General features: G+C 64.6%; 15 protein-coding genes and 9 pseudogenes. 10 read left to right on the top strand and 14 right to left on the bottom strand.

Annotation, left to right across the window (positions count from 1 at the left end):
• Window positions 1–187: 187 nt before the first annotated feature.
• Window positions 188–505: a four-helix bundle copper-binding protein gene (locus AC5Y7D_RS27935; RefSeq protein ID WP_499929199.1), complete on the top strand. Its 318-nt coding sequence runs from the start codon at window positions 188–190 to the stop codon at window positions 503–505.
• A 144-nt stretch (window positions 506–649) separates the two neighbouring features.
• Here AC5Y7D_RS27935 and AC5Y7D_RS27930 read toward each other — a convergent pair.
• Both AC5Y7D_RS27930 and AC5Y7D_RS27925 read right to left on the bottom strand, forming a co-directional pair.
• Window positions 650–801: pseudogene (locus AC5Y7D_RS27930) on the bottom strand (IS30 family transposase); the annotation flags it as partial.
• A gap of 66 nt (window positions 802–867) precedes the next feature.
• A pseudogene (locus tag AC5Y7D_RS27925) lies at window positions 868–1,014 on the bottom strand (IS3 family transposase); the annotation flags it as partial.
• Between AC5Y7D_RS27925 and AC5Y7D_RS27920 the strand changes: the two are divergent.
• Entirely contained in the window at window positions 976–1,152 is a 177-nt protein-coding gene (locus AC5Y7D_RS27920; RefSeq protein WP_499929223.1) for a hypothetical protein, read from the top strand. The pseudogene AC5Y7D_RS27925 and the gene AC5Y7D_RS27920 overlap by 39 nt on opposite strands.
• Before the next feature lie 140 nt (window positions 1,153–1,292).
• On the opposite strand, the pseudogene AC5Y7D_RS27915 reads toward AC5Y7D_RS27920, so the two are convergent.
• Window positions 1,293–1,663 (bottom strand): annotated as a pseudogene (locus AC5Y7D_RS27915) (integrase); the annotation flags it as partial.
• A gap of 109 nt (window positions 1,664–1,772) precedes the next feature.
• On the opposite strand from AC5Y7D_RS27915, the pseudogene AC5Y7D_RS27910 reads away from it, so the two are divergent.
• Window positions 1,773–1,984, top strand: a pseudogene (locus AC5Y7D_RS27910) (transposase); the annotation flags it as partial.
• Window positions 1,985–2,228: 244 nt separating this feature from the next.
• Here AC5Y7D_RS27910 and AC5Y7D_RS27905 read toward each other — a convergent pair.
• The 3 genes and pseudogenes from AC5Y7D_RS27905 to lpqS all read right to left on the bottom strand — a co-directional run.
• Window positions 2,229–2,560 (bottom strand): annotated as a pseudogene (locus AC5Y7D_RS27905) (MFS transporter); the annotation flags it as partial.
• A 2-nt stretch (window positions 2,561–2,562) separates the two neighbouring features.
• Window positions 2,563–3,672 (bottom strand): PLP-dependent cysteine synthase family protein, encoded by a 1,110-nt coding sequence (locus tag AC5Y7D_RS27900; protein WP_499929197.1) that lies wholly within the window; start codon window positions 3,670–3,672, stop codon window positions 2,563–2,565.
• Window positions 3,673–3,777: 105 nt separating this feature from the next.
• Window positions 3,778–4,089: a putative copper homeostasis (lipo)protein LpqS gene (lpqS, locus tag AC5Y7D_RS27895; protein WP_499929221.1), complete on the bottom strand. Its 312-nt coding sequence runs from the start codon at window positions 4,087–4,089 to the stop codon at window positions 3,778–3,780.
• A gap of 656 nt (window positions 4,090–4,745) precedes the next feature.
• On the opposite strand from lpqS, the pseudogene AC5Y7D_RS27890 reads away from it, so the two are divergent.
• The 4 genes and pseudogenes from AC5Y7D_RS27890 to AC5Y7D_RS27875 all read left to right on the top strand — a co-directional run.
• A pseudogene (locus AC5Y7D_RS27890) lies at window positions 4,746–5,141 on the top strand (response regulator transcription factor); the annotation flags it as partial.
• Between the two features lie 341 nt (window positions 5,142–5,482).
• Entirely contained in the window at window positions 5,483–6,673 is a 1,191-nt protein-coding gene (locus tag AC5Y7D_RS27885; protein ID WP_499929195.1) for a sensor histidine kinase, read from the top strand.
• 64 nt (window positions 6,674–6,737) lie between these two features.
• Window positions 6,738–7,115 carry a PPW family C-terminal domain-containing PPE protein gene (locus tag AC5Y7D_RS27880; protein ID WP_499929193.1) on the top strand — a complete coding sequence of 126 codons (378 nt, stop codon included), beginning with the start codon at window positions 6,738–6,740 and terminating at the stop codon, window positions 7,113–7,115.
• 142 nt (window positions 7,116–7,257) lie between these two features.
• A complete protein-coding gene (locus tag AC5Y7D_RS27875; RefSeq protein ID WP_499929191.1) occupies window positions 7,258–8,493 on the top strand; it encodes an IS256 family transposase in 1,236 nt (411 codons plus the stop codon).
• Between the two features lie 208 nt (window positions 8,494–8,701).
• Here AC5Y7D_RS27875 and AC5Y7D_RS27870 read toward each other — a convergent pair.
• The 4 genes and pseudogenes from AC5Y7D_RS27870 to istA form a co-directional block, all read right to left on the bottom strand.
• Window positions 8,702–8,857, bottom strand: a pseudogene (locus tag AC5Y7D_RS27870) (multicopper oxidase domain-containing protein); the annotation flags it as partial.
• A 215-nt stretch (window positions 8,858–9,072) separates the two neighbouring features.
• On the bottom strand, window positions 9,073–9,210 hold the full coding sequence (locus tag AC5Y7D_RS27865; protein ID WP_499929189.1) for a hypothetical protein: 138 nt from the start codon (window positions 9,208–9,210) through the stop codon (window positions 9,073–9,075).
• Between the two features lie 140 nt (window positions 9,211–9,350).
• Window positions 9,351–10,142 carry an IS21-like element helper ATPase IstB gene (gene istB / locus AC5Y7D_RS27860; RefSeq protein WP_499929187.1) on the bottom strand — a complete coding sequence of 264 codons (792 nt, stop codon included), beginning with the start codon at window positions 10,140–10,142 and terminating at the stop codon, window positions 9,351–9,353.
• Complete coding sequence (istA, locus tag AC5Y7D_RS27855) at window positions 10,139–11,656, bottom strand: IS21 family transposase (RefSeq protein ID WP_499929185.1); 1,518 nt, start codon at window positions 11,654–11,656, stop codon at window positions 10,139–10,141. The genes istB and istA overlap by 4 nt, the downstream gene beginning before the upstream one ends.
• 320 nt (window positions 11,657–11,976) lie before the next feature.
• On the opposite strand from istA, the gene AC5Y7D_RS27850 reads away from it, so the two are divergent.
• From AC5Y7D_RS27850 to AC5Y7D_RS27840, 3 genes and pseudogenes are all read left to right on the top strand, one after another.
• Window positions 11,977–12,882 carry an alpha/beta fold hydrolase gene (locus AC5Y7D_RS27850; protein WP_499929183.1) on the top strand — a complete coding sequence of 302 codons (906 nt, stop codon included), beginning with the start codon at window positions 11,977–11,979 and terminating at the stop codon, window positions 12,880–12,882.
• Between the two features lie 604 nt (window positions 12,883–13,486).
• Window positions 13,487–13,711 (top strand): annotated as a pseudogene (locus AC5Y7D_RS27845) (PE family protein); the annotation flags it as partial.
• Window positions 13,700–15,679, top strand: coding sequence for a PGRS repeat-containing protein (locus tag AC5Y7D_RS27840; protein ID WP_499929219.1), 1,980 nt, complete (start codon window positions 13,700–13,702; stop codon window positions 15,677–15,679). The pseudogene AC5Y7D_RS27845 and the gene AC5Y7D_RS27840, both read left to right, overlap by 12 nt.
• On the opposite strand, the gene AC5Y7D_RS27835 is transcribed toward AC5Y7D_RS27840, so the two are convergent.
• The 4 genes and pseudogenes from AC5Y7D_RS27835 to AC5Y7D_RS27820 form a co-directional block, all read right to left on the bottom strand.
• Entirely contained in the window at window positions 15,588–15,857 is a 270-nt protein-coding gene (locus AC5Y7D_RS27835) for a class I SAM-dependent methyltransferase (RefSeq protein ID WP_499929217.1), read from the bottom strand. The two genes, AC5Y7D_RS27840 and AC5Y7D_RS27835, sit on opposite strands and share 92 nt — an antisense overlap.
• A 552-nt stretch (window positions 15,858–16,409) precedes the next feature.
• A pseudogene (locus tag AC5Y7D_RS27830) lies at window positions 16,410–17,551 on the bottom strand (IS3 family transposase).
• Window positions 17,552–17,682: 131 nt separating this feature from the next.
• On the bottom strand, window positions 17,683–19,122 hold the full coding sequence (locus tag AC5Y7D_RS27825) for a DUF7159 family protein (protein ID WP_499929181.1): 1,440 nt from the start codon (window positions 19,120–19,122) through the stop codon (window positions 17,683–17,685).
• 504 nt (window positions 19,123–19,626) lie between these two features.
• The gene (locus AC5Y7D_RS27820) at window positions 19,627–19,839 is read right to left on the bottom strand and encodes an anti-sigma factor family protein (protein WP_499929179.1); all 213 of its coding nucleotides are present in this window, start codon (window positions 19,837–19,839) and stop codon (window positions 19,627–19,629) included.
• Window positions 19,840–20,148 lie beyond the last annotated feature (309 nt).

The following is a 20,148-nucleotide window of genomic DNA, read 5'->3' as shown; positions in this document are numbered from 1 at the left end:
ATGCGACCACTCGACGTCATCATTGATCTCCTCGCGGGTCGAGACCTCAGGCCCCGACATAAGAACTTTGAACCCTACCCCCGTGGAGTACATTCGTGGCAGACTCAATCTGCGCCAGCAAGCAGCGCGGGAGGAGTAAAGAAATGACAACAAAAGTTTTACGGTCGACGAGGGACGAGATTTTGTCATGGCGGTAGCGGCAAACCAGGCCTGTCTGGATGCATGCGCGGAGTGTCAGGCGGCGTGCGAGGCGTGCGCAAACTGTTGCGTCAACGAGGCGGAGATGGCCGACTGCGTCCGGTTATGCCTGGACTGCGCAGCAATTTGCGCGGCGTGTGTGACGCTGGTGTCCCGCGGTTCGCGTTGGGCGACTCAGTTGTGCCAGTTGTGCGCAGACATTTGTGATGCCTGCGCGGCCGAGTGCGACAAGCACGACAACGATCACTGCCGGGCCTGCGCAGAGTCTTGTCGCCGCTGCGCTCAAGAGTGCCGGGCGATGGCCTGATCAATCCAGCGAAGCCAAGTTCATCGCCGCTGCGCGGATTGGCCATGAACGCGCTCCGTCGCCGCCTTGGGTCACGCCGTAAACCTGTGGTGTCCTGTTGCCACGATCTTGCACTCCGACGCGGCCGAGACGGATTCGACGGATTCAATCGGTGGTCGCAACGCCCAGTTGGTGAAGCGAGTGTAGGTGATCGGTGAACGCTTCCGCAGGGGTGCGCCACGCAAAGGACTTGCGTAGTCGTTGTTGAGGGCGGGGGTGATCGCGGCGAGTTCGTCGGCGTTCCAGCGGGAAAGGTCAATGCTCGCTAAAAGCATTGGCGCATAAGCCATTTGAATCGCCCTGGTTCTTATGGAGGCTCGAACCTATTGGATTTCGACCAGGGGCTGGTCGGTCCGTTTCGAAGCGTAGAACGTGGCCTCGAACTCCGCTGGAGGTACGTCGTCGAGGTAGCCGTGCAGTCGGCTGGTGTTGTGCCAGTGCACCCAGCTCAGAGTGGCCAATTCGACATCCAAGGCGCCTGCACCTACGCCAACATCTGCGAGCACTGTCCCAACTTCCGCACCGACACCAGCTACCTGCCCGTCCTCGCCGCCCAACGCACCGACACCGAAACCCTCGCCAAAGACGCGAACAACGCGGCTGGATAAGCGAAGCACACCGCCACCGCAAGCTCATCGAACGACTCGACGCCGCGATCGCACAGGCCGAAACCGGATGAACGACCTACCATCTCGCGTCGACCAAGCTTGCATCCTCGCCAACAACCACCAGCCAGTCACTGCGATTCAGGGGTGAGCACCCGCGGCAGTTTCTTCGGCGTCTTCAATGCGATCACCCGCCGCGGCTTTGGCACGTTCTTGCTGATGTGATGCAGGAACGGCTTCCACCCGCCGCGCCCCCGCCGACCTGCCACGACGTCAACAGCTCATCGACGTCCACCCCATCGCGTGCGGCGCGGGTATAGAACGCATTGACCGCCGAAAGCTTGCGATTGACAATGAATTCCGCGCAACGATGCGGCGGCGACGGCAACACCGCGACCCGCCCGTCGCGGGCTTGTAGCGGCAATCGCAGCCAGGCCACGAACTCTCTGACATCATCGAGTCGCACGGCCCGCCAGTCCAGCCGACGCTCGGCCAAAAAGCCGAACCAGTCCTCCTGGACACCTGCACATAATCACGTCCAGCACGCAGAAAGAGCGATCCCACCCCCGCGTGTCGGACATCGAAGACGCCACCAAACGGACTCCAGATAACCCAAGAGCGGCTCAAAGGAGATCAAGCGCCGAACTGATGTGGTCGGCGTCTTCCCCAACCCAGCCGCACTGTTGCGCTTGGCCGGCTCCGTAGCCGTCGAGGCCCACGACGAATGGCAAGTCGCCGACAAGCGCTACCTCTCCGAACCCACCCTCGCACTACTCGACAACAGCCGACAAACCGAGCGAAAACCGTTGCAGCCGCAGCCGCTCTCACGGCATAGTGAAAACCACAGAGCGCTCAGGCGAACCGCCGGCTCGACATACACCACTCCACCGGGCGCGACCCTTGTGTTTGAGTCCCGCGGTCAGCCGCGACCGGATCAGATGCAATTCGGCCTTCGACATCGTCCCCTCCAACCTAAGCACCAGGCGGTCGTTGAAATCGGCCGGGTGCTACACCCCGTCGACATCGGCGATCAACGCGTCGGTAAAGGGTACACAGATTCAAGCAGTTGATACCAGTCGGGTCAGCGCCGCGAGAACGATCGCGGCGACCAGTGCGGTGATGCGAAAGTCGAGCACCATCAACGCGACACCCACCAGTGGGCCGAGCAGAAGCCCCGCCTGGTCAAAGAGTTGAACAGTGCAAACGCTTTCAACCGCCGCCCACCAGCATCGGCGACAAGGTAGGCGCGCATTGCGGGATTGAACAGGGCGCCTGCGAAGCTGTTGCTACCGGGGCGATGAGAACGATCGGCAGAGACTGGGCGAAGGCCAGTAGCGCGAATCCCGCTGCGCGAAGCAAGCAGACCGGCCACAATCAGTGGTTTGTGGCCGAGCCGTCGGCCGATGACGCCCATCAACGCTTGCCGGCGGCCGGGTCGATGACGACGGGGCAGCGGGTCCAGGACTGCACGACGCGTTCGGTGGGGTGACTGATGACCGCAGGTTCGCTTGGCGGCTCGACGTCGAGCACAGCGTGCTCGCGGCAGTAATCGTCGTTATAGATGGTGTCGAAGTAGCGTTGCGGCCCGTCCGGGAATACCGCGGCGATGGTGGTGCCGCGCGGGTGTGTTCGGGCGGCCCAGCCCGCGACAAGTGCGACCGCGCCCACACTCCAGCCGCCGCTGACGTACTGGGTCGAAGCCAGGGCACGACATGCCCATACCGCCTCTGCAGGGGCAACCCAGTGTGCTTCGTTAAAGGCTGGATAGTCCACGTTCCCGGGATAAATGCTTGACCCCAGGCCGCGCATCAGTCGGCTGGCGGCGGGTTGCCCGAAAATGGTGGAGCCGATGGTGTCCACGCCGATCAGCTTCAGGTCAGGGTTGTATTCGCGCAGCACCCGCGACACCCCCGCCGAATGTCCACCGGTTCCCACCGAGCACACCAGCACGTCAACATTTCCTAGTTGGGATATAAGTTCTAAGGCCAACGGTCGGTAAGCGTCCACGTTGTCGGGGTTGTTGTACTGGTCGGGATACCAGGAATGCGGATATTCGGCCAACAGCTCGGCGACCCGATTCTTTCGCGCCTGTTGCCACCCACCGACCGGATGAGGCTCGGCGACCAGATCGAGGTGGGCGCCGTAGGCAGTGAGCATGCGCTCGATGATTGGCTCCATGCCGGGATCGGTGACCACGGTGACCGGATGCCTGTACACGGTCCCGGCCAGCGCCAAACCCAAGCCCATGGTGCCGCTGGTGGATTCGACGATTCGCGCACCGGGCAGCAGGTCTCCGCGCGCGCGAGCTTGTTCCACCATGTGCAGCGCGGGGCGGTCCTTCATACCACCGGGATTAAGTCCCTCAAGCTTGGCCCAGAAGCCGCGGTCCGGTTCACTAAAGGGCGCGGACACCCGCAACACCGGCGTGGTGCCGACAATCGTATTCGCCCGTCCCTGTGTGCCCAACGCAACAGGTTGAGATGCTAGAGGTCGGTTGTTCTCAGGAGGTGAGGCAGAATTCATGTGATCGTCGCTTCTGCGTGAAAGCCGCGGCGTAGCGCGGCAGCTGACAATGACAGCAGTCACCGACCGTGATGGCAGCAGAGCCACCGGTCTGACGATGACCGGTCAGCGACGAGTGATGCACAACCTGGACGAGATCTGTTGGCCGGTCAACGACGCAGCGAGCCGACCAGGCGGCGGCCGCATCGTTGGCGACACCATGGCCGCCAGCCACCCGGCAATGGCGATGCCCGCCATGGCGATGAGATAGGAACCGGCCAGCGGCGCAATTCGCGGTAGGACCGCGGCAGCAGATATGTTCAACGAACAGTGTGATTCATGCTGAATCTGGTCGTGACTGGCGAGCTCGACAACATGATCCGCAGATGCCGATACCGAGCGATGTGAATGGACCTGGGAGGCTTCACACCAGGGCACGGCGACTCTGGCGCCCAAAACAAGTACCACCGCCGCACCGAACACGAGAACGATGGACCTCAGGCGAAGGCTCGTCGGGGTGCCGCTGAAACTTACAATGACCTGACTGTAACAGCACCGCGACCCAAAAAACGGAACGCACACCAGGGCTGTGCATTTCGAACCAGCAACTTACATGAAGTCCCACGTGTTGCGAAAGAACGCACGGCTCGACGTAAGCGGTTTGAACCGACTCCGGCCGTCGGTCGGGACGTCATCGAGGCGAGCGCTGAGAGTGCGCGCCGCCAAGCATCCTTGCGCAAGGCGCAAGAGGCGCAAGTTTTTGAGGGATTGCGCGGGCGCGGCGCACCAACACGATGATCACGATGATGTGGCGATAAGGGTGGTGCACTTATCGCGCATCACTGATGCGAAGTTAACCCCCCAGAGTATTGCGCGAGTGATCTCACCGATGAGGTGAAACCGGAGCCGCAGCGGTCAGGGCGATGAGAGCCCGCGGGGCAGAAGGATTGACCCGACAATTCGAGGACACCATCAGGGCCGGGTCGAAGTGGACGATCGCCGCGACACCAGTGCAGAACGTGCGAAGATTCTCTCGACATCGCTCAAGTCCCGGAAATCTGATACAGCATGATCGCAGCAGGCATTATGGACGGATGGAAACAGTGCCGCAGACTTCACTGACCGGCGCAGGCCATCGGGCATTGGTGGTCGACAACGAAGTTTCGCTAGCCGGAGTGGTCGCCAGTTATCTTGAGCATGAGCAGTTCGAAGTATGTATCGCTCACGACGGATCCGATGCGCTCACTTTGGCCCGTGCGTTTCACCCTGATGTCGTTGTCCTTGATTTGGGCTTGCCGGGAATGGACGGCATAGAAACCTGCCGCCAGCTACGCACCTTCTCCGATGCCTATGTTGTGATGCTGACTGCCCGCGACAGCGAGACCGACACACTGATCGGATTGTCGGTCGGCGCCGACGACTATGTGACCAAGCCCTTCAGGCCCCGCGAACTCGTCGCCCGCATTGTCGCGATGCTGCGCCGACCGCGCATAGTGCAACCATGGAGCGGGGATGCCGGCACCGAGGTCACGGCCGACTAGCCGGCAGTCATTTCGGTATGTCGCCTTCGTGCACTTCTTGCCTAGACCCAACTTGACTCCCGCGGAATGCCGAAAGTCCTAGACTGCGACGCAGAAGGGCAGTCGACCGAGTCACCTCTCACATCACGACAACAGGTTGACCCGCGTAGACCTTGGGGAGGAAAGATCACCTCGTCCAGACTGGCTCGGCAAGGTCCTTCGCACACAGCGAGCGAACCCGGCGACGAGCACTTAGGCCGCGATCGACCATCGCCCGCGGCTGGCGTCGAACATCGGATGGGAATGGGACAATGAGTGATAACACCACACCGGGCGCCAAGCCGCGCCGATTCTTGCGCCGGCCCGGCATCGGGTTGCGCCTGCTGCTTGCCCAGGCACTAGTGCTCGCCGCGGGTGCAGCCGCCACCTGGGCAATTGCCGCCGTCGTCGGACCGCCGCTTTTCCATAAGCACATGCATGGACAGGTGCCCGTCAACTCTTTCCTGGAAATACATGCCGACCATGCCTACCGATCGGCCACCGCCGTGGCCGTCGGCGGCGCCCTTGCTGTTTCCGCGTTGATGGCGCTGGCGGTCAGTTGGTATATCAGCCGCCGGCTGCAACGGTCGGTCACTGAGGTCGCCGCCGCTGCGACCGAGGTCGCCCGCGGTCGATACGACATCCGGGTTTCGCCTACCCGCCTTGACGAGGATTTCGACACACTCGTTGACTCGTTCAACCAGATGGCAGCCCGGCTACAGACTGTCGACGCTACCCGGCGCCAGTTGTTCGGCGACCTGGCCCACGAGATCCGCACCCCCGCCTCAGTGCTGGACGCCTATGTGGACGCGCTCGAAGACGGGGTGCGGTCGCTGACCCCGCAGACCAAAGCGATGCTGCGCGACCAGACCCGCCGGCTAGTGCGGTTTTCCGAAGACACTTCTGCACTCGCCCAAGCCGAAGAGAGTGCCTACTCGATGGCCTTTAGCTGCATCGACGTACGCGAACTGATCGATGCTTCCGTGACGGCCATGCAGGAACGCTATCGGAGCAAACACGTCGATCTAGTCGTCACGTTACCTGCGAACCTGCCCCCGCTGTGGGGGGACCCGCAACGGCTCTCTCAGGTCCTTAGCAACCTGCTCGACAACGCGCTGCGCCACACGCCGCCGAGGGGACGCGTGGAAGTCCGCGCGGCTGTGGACGGCGCTGACTGCAGGGTTTCGGTCGTCGACAGCGGTGAAGGCATCCCCGCCGAACACCTACCCCATGTGTTCGAACGGTTTTATCGAGCCGATCTCGCGCGCGATCGGGGCTACGGCGGAGGCGGAATCGGACTAGCCATCGTCAAGGCGCTGGTCGAGGCCCACAACGGACGCGTCGCCGCGGCCAGCGACGGCATCGGCGAAGGCGCCGCGTTCACCGTCACCCTGCCGCTGGCTGGTGCCGAGCGCACCCCTGAAACCGTGGTATCGGCGGGCGAAAAAGCCAGCTCTACTTAGTCGATTCCACCCTGGCATTTCATTTCTGGTGGGTGGTGGCCCCGGCGTCGGGTACGGATCGGGCATGAGTACCAGCGCCCGCGCCGCCGCGAAGAAGAAGGCGCCGGAGCCCGATGTCGCTGCGGCAGCAGCCGGCGCGGCTGCGCGTTCGCGGGCACGTCGACGTCGGCGTGCGGCGGTGCACGACCACAACGATGAGTTTACGAACATGAGCGTCGACGTCGACTCGGACTGGGGCGCGCCACCGAGTGGTGAATCGACGCCGTCAACCGCTTTTTCGGATCAAGGCGCCGAAACTCTAGGATTCGCCGGCACAGCAAGCAGGGAAGCGGGCACTGCGGCGGGAGGCATGACCACGCTTGCGGAGGACGAGTTCGGTAACGGGCCAAAGCTCCCTATGCCTCCAGGCACTTGGCACTCGGATGGGGCTGGTACGAGCTGAGTGCTGGGTTGCGTCCAGCAGAGTGGTGTACGAGTCCCGGACCTGACCAGGATGTCCGGCGTGTCGTAGCCGAATGATTGAAGGTCATCGCGTGATTCTTCGAGAGACCGACCAAAGTCACTCGAGCAAAGGAATCGACGCGATGACCACTGCCCACAATATCGACCTGCCCGCCATGCTTGCCGAACGACTCACTACCTGCCACCCCGACGTGCTGCGCGAGCTGCTGGCCACGTTCATCCACACATTGATGGGTGCTGAGGCCGATGCCTTGTGCGGCGCCGGATACGGCGAGCGCAGCGCCGAACGGACCAACTCCCGCAACGGCTATCGGCACCGCCAATTCGACACTCGCGCAGGGTCGTTGGATCTCGCGATCCCCAAGCTGCGGCACGGCTCGTACTTCCCGGACTGGCTACTGGAACGCCGCAAACGCGCTGAGCGAGCCCTGACGACGGTGGTCGCGACCTGCTACCTGCTCGGTGTCTCGACGCGGCGGATGGACAAGCTGGTCGAGACGCTGGGCATCACCAGCCTGTCGAAATCCCAAGTCAGCGTCATGGCCAAGGAGCTCGACGCTGCCGTCGAAGCCTTCCGTACTCGACCGCTGGATGCCGGCCCGTACACGTTCGTGGCCGCCGACGCCCTGGTACTCAAAGTCCGCGAAGGTGGACGGGTGGTCAACGTGCACGCCCTGATCGCGGTCGGGGTCAACGCCGAGGGCTACCGCGAAATCCTCGGCATCGATGTCACCACGGCTGAAGACGGGGCGGGCTGGCTGACGTTCTGGCGGTCGCTGACCGCCCGCGGGCTGTCCGGGGTCAAACTGGTCACCTCCGACGCACACGCCGGGCTGGTCGCCGCGATCGGTGCCACGCTGCCCGGGGCGACGTGGCAGCGGTGCAGGACGCACTACACGACCAATCTGATGGCCGTTACGCCGAAGGCGTCGTGGCCGTGGGTGAAGACCCTGTTGCATTCGGTGTTCGACCAACCCGACGCCGAATCCGTTGCTGCACAGTACGACCGCATCATCGACGCGCTCGATGGCAAGCTGCCAAAGACGGCTGAACACCTCGAATCCGCGCGGGCGGATCTGCTGGCGTTCACCGCGTTCCCCAAGCAGATCTGGCGTCAAATCTGGTCCAACAATCCCCAGGAAAGGCTGAACAAGGAAATCCGCCGACGTACCGACGTCGTCGGCATCTTCCCCGACCGCACCGCCCTGATCCGTCTCGTCGGCGCCGTGCTAGCTGAACAACACGACGAATGGGCCGAATCCCGGCGCTACCTAGGCCTCGACGTCCTGAGCAAATCACGTGCCGTCAACCACACCCCAACCGAACAGGAGGACACCCCCGCGGCACTGACCGCCTAAAACCGTCCCAACGAGGAATCACACGAACGACGTCGTACACCACGTCCCTGGACTTGACCGAGTGCTGAGGCCGTCGAGTTCAGGGCAGATCCTTAAGTTCATAGGTGCAGTTACCTCGTGTTGTTACGTTATGCCGTGACCCGGGTGGGTCGAGTGAGGCAGCATGGCTACTGCCGGCCCTGGTGGGGCGCGGCTTGAAAGGATGCAATCAGCACTGCGTGGAGTTTTGGCGAGGCAGCACGATGACGGTGTCCTTGCGGGCGCCCAGGGAGCCGCTGGGTTTGATGACCTGAAAGGTGTGACCGCGCAGGTGCATTGGGTGACACATCATGGTGGAATTGGTGAAGGCCAGGGCGGCGCGCTGGCCCTTGTTTGCCGCTCACCGGCGGATTTCCAGGCCCAGGTTTACCTCTGATTGCGCTGACCCCAAGCTGGCGGACGATGGAGCGGTGAAGGTGTTGACCGTGCCGATTCCGCGTTTGAGCTCGGGAGGCGCGAAGTTAATTCGTCGGAATGGACATGCGCCCCTAACTAGCGCGGCTTAATAAGCCGGGAAATTCGGTTTAGGCGCATACTGCGTTAGATGCGAACCCGGCGGTTGTGGTCGAATGTGAAGGTGCGCATGGCGTGTTCCCAGATCGGTGTGGACAGCCCGAAGTTGAAGTCGCCGAGGCAGCCCATTTCGTGTTGGAGCAGCAACTGGACAGCGATATCCACTGCCAGTGCCTCTGCCACAAACTTCGACACCCGCACATAAGGAATGCGCTGTCCCCGAGGCTAATTGTCAATGGCCAAGTAGAAGTATCCACTGGTGGCCGGGTAAAAGTACCCGCCCCGTGTGGTTGTTCTGGGGTTGGTTAGGGGTTCTCCTTTCGGTGCTGGGCGTCTTTCATGCGGTAGGAGTCACCGTCGGTGAGGACGACGGTGGCGTGGTGCAGGAGCCGATCGAGGATGCTGACGGCGGTGGTTTGTTCGGGCAGAAATCGGCCCCATTGTTCGAAGGGCCAGTGCGAGCCGATGGCTAGGGATCGACGTTCGTAGGCGCCGGCGACGAGCCGGAACAACAGCTGGGTGCCGGTGTCATCGAGCGGCGCGAAGCCGAGTTCGTCGAGGATGATCAGATCAGCTCGGAGGAGGGATTCGATGATCTTGCCCACGGTGTTGTCGGCCAGGCCGCGGTAGAGGGTTTCGATGAGGTCCGCGGCAGTGAAGTAGCGGACTTTGAGTCCGGCGTGGATCGCGGCAGTTCCGAGTCCGATCAGGGTGTGAGATTTGCCGGTGCCGGCGGGTCCGATCATCGCTAGGTTCTGTTGCGCCCGAACCCATTCCAGACTTGAGAGGTAGTCGAACACCTTCGGCTGGATTGAGGATGTAGCCACGTCGAAAGACTCAAGAGACTTGGGAACGGGGAATGCGGCGGCTTTGAGACGGTTGACGATGTTGGAGGCGTCCCGGGCAGCCAATTCCGTCTCGACGAGGGTGCGCAGCACCTCCTCCGGCGTCCAGCGTTGTGTCTTGGCGGTCAGGAGCACCTCCGGTGCGGTGCGCCGGATCGCGGCCAGTTTGAGTCGGCGCAACCCGGCATCGAGATCCGCTGCGAGTTCTGGAACAGACGGTGGTGGGACTGGTTTCACCGCGGCCGGGGTCATGAGCTCACCCCGCCATCAGCGGCGGGGGCGATCTTGTAGGCCTCCAGCGAGCGGGTCGAGGCGACCGGAAGATCCAGGACCAGGGCATCTCCGGCGGGGCGGGGTTGGGGTGTTCCGGTCCCGGCAGCCAGGATGGAACGCACGTCCGCGGCGCGGAACCGGCGAAACGCCACCGCCCGATGCAACGCGGCGACCAGGGCGTCGGTGCCGTGGGCAGCACCCAGGGCGAGCAGGATCTCCAGCTCCGAACCCAGGCGGGTGTTGCCTATCGCCGCCGCGCCGACCAGAAACGCCTCGGCATCCTCGCCCAGGGCACAGAATTGCTTCTCCACCGTGGTTTTCGGGCGGGGCCCACGGCTTGGGGCTGGGCGTGGTCCGTCGTAATGGGCATCGAGGATCGAGACCCCGCCGGGCGCGACGAGTTCGTGTTCAGCCACGATCATCCCGGTGGCGGTCTCCAGCAGACAGACTGCGCCGTGGTCGACAACCACCGCCACGGTGGTGCCGATCAATCGGGTCGGGACCGAGTAGCGGGCCGAGCCGTACCGGATGCAGGAGAGTCGATCGACTTTACGCAACACCGATGCCGCCCCGATCTGCAGCCGCAGTGACGGTAATGGTTGCAGCACTTCACGTTCGGCGATCAGCCGTTCGTTGGGAACGGCGCAGATCTCCGAATGCACCGCTGCGTTGACTTCTCCGCACCACGCCTCGGCGGCGATGTTCGCATCGCGCAACCTCACCGGTGCCCCGGTCACGGCGGCCTCGGTCAGAAGAGGGACCGCCAGGTCGTCCTGGGCGTAGCCGCAGAGGTGTTCCACGATGCCTTTGGACTGTGGGTCGCTGGCATGACAGAAATCCGGGGTGAAGCCGTAGTGGCTGGCCAGGCGAACATAGTCCGGTGTGGGGACGACGACGTTGGCGACCACGCCTCCTTTGAGGCAGGCCATCCGGTCGGCGAGCACCCGCGTCGGGACGCCGCCGGCAGCAGCCAGGGTTTCGGCGATCAACGCCAGCGTGGTGGATGCTCGTTCATCGGTGGCGAACCGGACGAACCGCCACCGGGAGAACGCCAGCACTGCGCAGAACAGGAACAATCCCGGTGCGGCCTGGGCCCAGTCGATGACCAGATAGTCACCCGGTTCCCACACCGCTGGGCGTCGTCCACGATGATTAGTGCTGCGCCACACTGCTTTCGCATCAGCGACCAGGCGGCGGAAGTTGCGGTCAGAGCCCGTGTAACCGGCGGCGCGGGCCTTCGGGAGCAGTCGCTTCGCTGAGATTCGGCCCTCGCTCTTCTTGACGCGTTCGGCAACGAGCTCAGCCACCTCGTCGTAGTTGTGGGCCCGTTCGACCCGCGGCGTAGGGGGCACGCCGGCCTGGTCGGCTTCGAACTTATCAACGACCTTCTTGACGGTCCTGTGGGTGGTGCCGCACAAGTCGGCGGCGGCTCGGTACGACCCGAGCTGTTGATAGGCAGAAATGATGTCCATGCGGTCCTTCGCAGACTTCAATGGAACTCCCCGGTGGTGGCGGCAATTGGTTGGCGCCTTCACCGTCACCATCGGGGCCCGCAGTTCCTGATCGACACGACGAACACGGGGTGGATACTTTTATCTGGCCACCAGTGGATACCGCGACTTGGCCACCAGTGGGTACTTTTTCATGGCCACGGACACTAATCCGAGCGCTTCAGGCAGGGGATGCTTCATCAAACCATCGAAGCCATAGAATCGCTTCACGCCGTGGTGGTACGGCCGTCGACAGCAGCCTGCGCTAGACTGAGCCGAAACATCTTCCACGTTTAGCGTGTGCGCGGCAATGACAACCAGCTGTGTCCACTACGAGAGGGGATCGTCTGCCGACGCAAACCACCACCCAGGTCCATCTGGGTGACCGAGTCACCCACAGACGTGTGCTTGGTCAGGGGCCTACGGTCGTCCTTGAAGCTGGTGGGGCTGGTGAAGGAACGACCGACGCGTTCGGCGGCGTGTTGGAACAGTGGGTTGCGTCATTTGCCACCGTCTTAACTTACGACCGCCTTGGTAGTGGTGACGCGGATGGTCCACCTCGGGGCAGCGTGGCCGAAATGGCTGATGACCTTGCCACCGTAGTCCACCAAATGCATTGCTCTGCGCCGGTAGTAATCGTGGGGTGGTCGTCGGGCGGATTGGTTGCTCAGATGTTCGCTTTACGACATCCACAGGAAGTAGCCGGGTTGGTTTTGCTTGATCCCTCTGCGCCGGTCACCGAATCACGACTAATCGAGTTGGTAGGGATGACCCTGGCTGCCGCAGGGCTGTCTATCCTCGGGATTGCCCAGCTGCTGGGGGTTCCCAGCACCAGCTTGGGCCGGCGTGTGTTGCGGCGTATGGCGCCGAAGGATATCCCGAAGCCGCGATTGGGCTGGTTCTACCAATATGTCGACAATCATCCTTGGGCAGCTTTGCAGACGGCACGGCTCGTACCGCGTCACACGAGCTATTTGCGCGAGGTGAAGCGAGAACTCGAGCACGTATCACTGCCGGATGTGCCGGTGCGGGTGATTGTGCCGCGGTCGCGGGCCCGTTCGCGCTCTATGTATGCGAAAATGGATGCCGCAAACTGTGCACTGGTCAAGCGGTTCCCTAGGGGCGAGCTTGTATTTGCCGACGGAACGAGCCACTCGTGGCTGCCTGTCGAACGGCCCGATGTAGTTGTTGCGGCGATCCGTGATGTATTGAGAGCCGGTTCAGATTAGGGCACCGGGCCGGCACAGGGTCGATCTGTTGACGTGCATACCCGGCTGGGTACGTGTGTGCGCTCGTCGACCCCTGCGTCGCAGGGCAGGTGGTGCGGGCGTGTCCGGTGATACAAGTCCACGGCTCGGTGTCGGAGGGTCCAGTGGCCGGGGATTTGGGGCCAAGGACACCTGATGGTCATCATCCCGAACCAGGCCGCTGCGACCTCTGGAGGGATGCTGTCGGGGCACTTCGTGACCGAGCTACTACAACCACTACAGCCTGATGTTTACGATTGAGTACGCGTTGCGTCCGACGGCCGGAACGCCTCTTGCCTCGTTGACCAACAACGACTTGTAGGCCACGCCGACGAACTACTTCCGGAATTAGCGCAGCGATGGCCGCTCCGAAAGCACTGTCGCAGAACAGGTATCGCCGCATGATAGCTCGGGCTGCAGATGCGGGCAGCGATACGCAACCGTATGCACCGTTTGCACCCACCCTGCTGCGATTCCGGGGACTGCAATGGCCACGACACGACAGCGCAGTGCTTGTTCCTATTTGCAATCCGTGTGAATAGAGTTACCCCGATCGAATCGTGCCGTTGGCTGACGGGAGCCGCAGATGTCGACCTTTCTTATGGCAGCACCTGAGGCTCTGACCGCGGCGTCAGCGGACCTGAACGGGATCGCCGAGTCGATCAGGCGAGCGACGGTATCGGCGGCGCCGTCGACCACGTAGGTCGCGGCCGCGGCGGCTGATGAGGTGTCCGCGGCGATTGCCCAGATGTTCGGCGGCTACGCCCAGTCGTATCAGTCGGTGGGCACTCAAATTGCGTTGTACCAGAAGCAATTTCAGCAGGCGTTGAGCACTGGTGCGGGCGCATACGCGGCCGCCGAGGCCGTCAACGGACTGTCGCTGCAGGCGTTTGAGCAGACCTTGGGGCAGACCCTGCAGGAGGCGGTGGACGCGGTGAACGCGCCGGTGCTCGCCTTGACCGGGCGTCCGCTGATCGGCAACGGCGCCAACGGGGCACCCGGCACCGGAGCCAACCGAGGTGCCGGCGGGTGGCTGATCGGTGACGGCGGGGCGGGCGGCTCGGGTGCGGCCGGTCCCCCGTTCGGTTACGGTGGCGGGGCCGGCGGGGATGCGGGATTGATCGGCACCGGTGGAGCCGGCGGGGCCGGCGGCATCGGGGGTGCCGGTGGTCCGGGCGGGCGAGGCGGGTGGCTGCTCGGCACTGGCGGCGCGGGCGGGGCCGGCGGATACGCGGCGGCCGGGACCGCCGGCGCCGGCGGCGCCGGGGGCGCGGGCGGTCTGTTCGGCGCCGGCGGGGCCGGAGGAACCGGCGGATTCGCGGCGACCGGGGCGGGCGGGGTCGGCGGGGCCGGCGGGTCCGGTGGGCTGCTTGCCGGGCTGATCGGCGCCGGCGGTGGGGCCGGCGGGGCGGGCGGGGTCGGCGTCACCGGCGGTACCGGCGGGGCGGGCGGTGCTGGTGGTCTGCTGTTCGGTGGCGGCGGCAGCGGCGGCACCGGCGGAACTGGCGGCGCCAGCTTCGCCGGCAACGGCGGCGCCGGCGGCACTGGCGGGCACGCCGGTTGGCTGCTGGGCTCCGGCGGGGCCGGTGGGGCCGGCGGCAGCAGCTCCGGCGGCGCCATCGGCGGTCATGGGGGGCTCGGCGGTGACGCGGGCCTGTTCGGTTTCGGTGGCACCGGTGGGGTCGGCGGATTTGCCTCGACCGGCGCCGGCGGGGCGGGCGGCAACGGCGGTGCCGGTGCCTTGCTGGTCGGCAGCGGCGGAGCCGGTGGCGCCGGCGCCCAGGGCGCTCCTACCTTCGCTGGTGGTGCGGGCGGAGCCGGCGGCCGGGCCGTGCTGTTCGGGCTCGGCGGCAACGGCGGGATAGGCGGTCTCGGCGCACCTGCTGGGGCCAACGGCGCCACCGGCGCCAATGGTTTGTTGCTGCCCGCGGCGGCGCTCAGTGTCATCAACGCGCCCAGCGTGGCGCTGACCGGGCGTCCGCTGATCGGCAACGGCGCGCCGGGCGCCGCAGGTAGCGGTGCTGCCGGCGGTGCGGGCGGCTGGTTGCTCGGCGACGGCGGTGCCGGCGGATCGGGCGCGAACGGAATTCCCGGTGGAGCGGGCGGGGCCGCCACGCTGTTGGGAAGCGGAGGCACTGGCGGGGCCGGCGGGTTCGGCGCAACCGGTGTCGGCCGATCGGGCGGACAGGGCGGCAACGGCGGCTTGTTCTTCGGCAACGCCGGGGGCGGCGGGGCCGGTGGAGTCGGTGGTGCGGTTGACGGCAACGGCGGGGGCGGCGGGGCCGGCGGAACCGGCGGGCTCCTAAGTTCTGGCGGTACCGGCGGCACCGGCGGCATGGCTGCTTCGACGAACGCGGGACTGCGGGGCGGCGCCGGCGGGAACGGCGGGGCCGGCGGGGCACTCAGTGGCCTGGTTGGTGCCGGCGGCGGTACCGGCGGGGTCGGCGGCGTCGGGGACATCGGTGGTGCGGGCGGAACCGGTGGGGCCGCGGGCATCAGCGGTTCGATATTCGGCGGCGGGTCCGGCACCATCGGTGGCTCGGTGCTGGGTGCCGGCGGGTCCGGCGGCGACGGCGGTGCCAGCTTCGCCGGCTCGGGCGGCGCGGGCGGAAGCGGCGGGACGGGCGGCCAGTTCGCCGGCACCGGTGGGTCCGGTGGGACCGGCGGATCGGTGCTGCAGCCCGCGCTTAATAGCGCTGGCGGAGGTCTCGGTGGAGCCGGAGGCGCCCCCGGGTGGGTGGGCTCGGGCGGCGATAAACGCCCGCCCACCTGGTTTTAAGACAACACGTTTCCGGCACGGAATCGGCACGCTGCTCGAACTCGATGTGGTGAAAGGTGAGGCTCGACACCACTAGGTCGAACGATTCGTCGCCGAAAGGTAGGTCTGAGGCGCTTGCGGGACGAAGTGTGCAGTTAGCTGGGCTGTGCGCAGCGGCATAGTCCAGCAGCGGCTGCAGTGGATCGATCCGACCACACTACCGAATGAGCCCACTACCGGCGAGACGATCGCGCGAAATAGCCAGTACCGCAACCGAGGTCGAGCACTTGATCGCCGGGTTTGGCACCGGATGCAACAACAAGTCGGTCCATATTTGCGCGCGTTGTCCTCAATACCACAGGGCTGTCACTAATTGGTAAGGCGCGTGGATGCGTGGTCATCCAACCGGGTTGTACGTCGTGTGTGACACCGACTCGCTTGCCCGTCAAACTCATGACGCATATCTTTCTGCTCTAACACGTGGCTGAGGTCCGCTACTTCGGGCATATCCGTACCCGTAGTGGGTATTCACGGGGGCGAGGGCGAAACGGGAATCGCGCTATGACCGTTACCCGCTGGGCCAGGACCGCCCCACCGGCCGGCAACCATGCTCAACCACCAGACGCAACTGTCGGCAATGGAAATGGAGATCGGTGATTCAGCCGCTGGCTGGCACCTCTTGTCCAGTACTAGTGGCGAGTCCCGTTACTGAGTCCACTCGGTTTTAGAGTCGGGTTTGTTTGATTCGGATTCAGTTGATCTCGCAGGCCACCGAGGTATGGGTGTGCCTGCATGCCGCAGCGTACTCGGCCGGCGTACGGTAGCCCAGCGCCGAATGGCGGTGTCGGTGATTGTGTTCGCGCTTGAAGTCGCCGATAATCACGCGGGCCTCGAACAGGGTGTTCCAGTGGTTGCGGTTGAGGCACTCCTCGCGTAGCCGGTTGTTGAACGATTCGATACGGCCGTTGACCCAAGGACAGCCCGGTGGAATGTGGACCAAGCCGGTCTTGTTCTCGCAGAACCGTTGCAGCGCTTGGGAAACCAGCTCCGGGCCGTTGCCCATCCGCAGGACCTTCGGCGGGCCGCCCGCCACCGTGAACGCCGTCTCGAGTTCGGCCACGAGGCGTTCGGCGGTGATCGAACGCTCCACGATGTTCAGCAGCGACTCACGGGTGTGCTCGTCAATCATCGAGGCGATCTTGATGGCCTTGCCGTCAGTGGTGGAATCGAACTAAAAATCGATCGCCCACACCACGTTTGGCGCATCCGCCACCACCGGCGGGACCGAGGACACCCCGGCCCGACCGGGATCTGGACCTGCAAGCCCTCCTCGCGCCACAGCCGGTGGACCTTCTTCTTGTTGACCTCAGGCGCTCCTCGTAGCGCAGCGCCGCCCAGGCACGCCGGAAAGCCATGGAAGGGTGTTTCGTGGCGTAGGAGCGCACCCGGGCCCGCATTTCGGCGTCCGGGTCGGTCGAGGCCTGCGCCAACGGTAGCCGGCGGTAGGTGGAGCGGGCCAGCCAACGGCCTTGCACGCCAACCGCTCCGACATGGTCAACGTGTCCTTGAGCATGTCCACGGCGCGGCGCTTGGCAGCTGGGCTCAGAACTTTCCCTTCGCGACCTCCCCGCAGGCCTCCTTCTCGAGTTCGCCCTCGGCCAGCAGCCGCTTCAGTCGGGATTTCCGCTCGCGCACCTCCTTGACTTCCTTAGCGGCATCGGTGTCCATCCCGCCGTAGGCGCGCCGCCAGTTGTACCGCGTGGCCGGCGAGACCGCCAGCTCGGCAGCGATCTCCTCGCCAGTCTTGCCCTCGGCGGCAAGCTCATCTGCCCGACGCAGTTTGCGCACGATGTCCTCCGCGACTTGCTGCAGTCGCCGTGACCAAGGCGGCAGCGGCGGGCGTCTCCACCGCCATCGTCTCCTCGACAGGAAACCACGGAGCGGCCGTCGCCGGTACGCGGCGGCAGCGCGGCACAGAGCCACGCGATAGAGCGCTTACCACCTTCCGCTAGCTGGTTGGCAAATCAATCCATGAATCCGGGCAGGCCCGGTATTCCCGGGATCAATCCGCCTCCCCCACGGCCTTTACCACCGTGGCCTTCGCCACCGCGGTCCCCACCGCCGCGGCCCCCACCTCCATGCCCGGGAGGACCAAAGATCGGTGGCAGCGGGACGATGATGGGCGGCACGGGTAAGGGGGGCGGGGATCTGGGAGCCACCGGCACCGGAGCCGGAACCGGAGCCGCCGGGACTGGAACCTCTGGAGCGGGAGCTACCGGCACCGGAGCGGGAGCCGGAGCAGCGGGGACCGGAACCTCAGGAGCCGGAGCCGCCGGGGCTGGAACAGCCGGAGCCGGGGCCGCCGGGGCTGGAGCTGCCGGCACTGGTGGCGCCTGCTTCGTCGGGGTGACCATGTTCTGGCCGGGGCTGGGCTGCTGATTGTTCACGGGCCGGATGCTGATCGCCAGCGCCATCACCAGCGCGACGACCCCGACCACGAAGACCGCAATGAAAGCGCTCCCAGGCAGCCAAATCAACTTGCGCCCTTGCTCATCGGGATCAGCACCGGTGTCGGCCAACGCGCCGGTAATCGAGTTTTCCTGTCCCCGGACGGCCGTATGGGTGTCGGCTTCGTCGTCCGCGACCGCGCTGTAGGCGACGCCCTCGTCAACCGGCCCCACGCTGTCCGCGACGGAAATCGACGCCGGCGCAATCGCATACGGGTCCAACAGACCGGAATCTGGATCCTGAGCATAAGCCATCGCTGCAGTGGACGACGCGAACAACGGTGCGTGCGCCGACGCCAGCGCCGCGCCGCGGGCGAGGGCCGTCTCCGGTTCCTCGGGTGCGTACAACGGAAGTGAGGTCGCGGTCTGCAGTGCCGGTTTGATCATCGGGACATCCACGCCAGAGCCGACCACGAACACACCGTCCGGATGTTCGTCCAGCCCCTCAGCATCCGAAACTAGCCGAACCAGCTCAGCCATGGCCTCGTCATCGTCTTCCGGCAGCGGTCGTCGGTGCACATCGGCTATAGAACCGTCGGCGGTATCAACCACCGCCAACGTCGCGGTATCGGGCTCGACGAAGAGCAGCGCGGTGTGGGTGTCTCCGGTCGCGTTGCCAACCGTCTGCGCCAAAGCGGCCGCAGCCAGAAACGCCGAGACCAACATGACGTTCTCGATCTTGCGACTGGCCAGCGCATCGCGCAGCGCCGCTGCGTCGAATTGGTCGCTATAGGTGACCCCGGTCGTGAGCAGCTGGTAGCCACTCTCGGCGGCGCCTTCTCTGGTACCGAGGATGGCCGAGATAACCTGGTCGACGCCCGCGGAGGGTGCTGCGTCGTCGTTGGCTCCAATCTCGAAGTTTTCTTGGTCGACCGTCACACCCTCAGCGTTTTCACCTTCGACCAGCACCATCTGAACCTTTGAGGGTGCCATGGAGACACCAAGTACGGTATCCATCACTGCTCCAAAGTTTGTTGCCAGCCAGCAGCTGGATGCGGCCAGAAATGCGACCGCCACACTGCGCTCACACCACGATCCTGTGATTCTGTGGCATCGATGCGATTGGTGCAGCCCTGATCCGGATGGCTCGCGGTCGCGACTGCCAAAACGGTTGCCGCGCTTGAAGTTCGGTGACCATGCTGCGATCGGCGACCGGGAAATGCATAGCGTCGTCATCACCCCAGCGCATTTCCTGCCCGTTGGGCAAGTAATGCGGGACCTTGGGTGATGTAACGGACATTTTCATAACTCTCCATTGACCGCAATTCAAAAGGTGCAAATCAACTCCCCCAAATCAAACGTAACGACCGCTCGGCGGCTCGCGGTAGGGGCCTTGGGCCCTAAGCCCTGGCCATTGCACCCTCCTACACCGAGCCGTGGACTTGGATCACCGGACACGCCCGCACCACCTGCCCTGTGACGCAGGAGCGCACGCATGTGCCCGGCCGGGTATGCACATCATCAGGTCCGGCCCGTAACGGTGCGACTCTCCGCGGAACGCGAGCCTCCGACGATCGCGGCCACCTCGCCACGGTTAAGCACTGCCAGAAGTGCTGGCATATCGCTGAGTTCAACAACGGCCTTCCGGCATACCGTGCAGCCGCCGAGATGCCCTTCGAATTCACGGCGGTCATCTGCCGACAGCGAATCCAGCACATAGGCGGCGTCCCACATCACGTAGTCGCTGCACTCGTTCACAGACTGCCGGGGAGTGCTGTCGGCGCGGGGTGGCTCCGCGGGCCGCGTCACCGGAGCATACCCATCTCGTGCACCACCTGTCGCTGCGCTGGCAGGGCCTGATGCGGGCGGCGGAGTGCTTTGCCTAATCAATCGACTCCATGCCCACGTCATGGCCGCCTGCCTGATTCAGGGAGCTTCTCTTCATTGCGTCCGCCCGAAACCCTCAGGAGGGTCTGTGCTTTGGCGACGGGCTGGGGTGTCAGTGCGGTCGGGTCGATGACTCTGGTGCATCGGGTCCAGGAC

Source organism: Mycobacterium sp. NGS49 (genome assembly GCF_059812565.1).
Note: the sequence above shows the minus strand (reverse complement) of the source record. Positions and strands in the feature narration are given on the sequence as shown.

Excerpts from the sequence above, each read along its gene's own strand:
- AC5Y7D_RS27935 (WP_499929199.1), top strand. The coding sequence starts at position 188 with ATGGCGGTAGCGGCAAACCAGGCCTGTCTGGATGCATGCGCGGAGTGT.
- AC5Y7D_RS27900 (WP_499929197.1), bottom strand. The coding sequence starts at position 3,672 with ATGAATTCTGCCTCACCTCCTGAGAACAACCGACCTCTAGCATCTCAA.
- AC5Y7D_RS27885 (WP_499929195.1), top strand. The coding sequence starts at position 5,483 with ATGAGTGATAACACCACACCGGGCGCCAAGCCGCGCCGATTCTTGCGC.
- AC5Y7D_RS27880 (WP_499929193.1), top strand. The coding sequence starts at position 6,738 with ATGAGTACCAGCGCCCGCGCCGCCGCGAAGAAGAAGGCGCCGGAGCCC.
- AC5Y7D_RS27875 (WP_499929191.1), top strand. The coding sequence starts at position 7,258 with ATGACCACTGCCCACAATATCGACCTGCCCGCCATGCTTGCCGAACGA.
- istB (WP_499929187.1), bottom strand. The coding sequence starts at position 10,142 with ATGACCCCGGCCGCGGTGAAACCAGTCCCACCACCGTCTGTTCCAGAA.
- AC5Y7D_RS27825 (WP_499929181.1), bottom strand. The coding sequence starts at position 19,122 with ATGGATACCGTACTTGGTGTCTCCATGGCACCCTCAAAGGTTCAGATG.
- AC5Y7D_RS27820 (WP_499929179.1), bottom strand. The coding sequence starts at position 19,839 with ATGTGGGACGCCGCCTATGTGCTGGATTCGCTGTCGGCAGATGACCGC.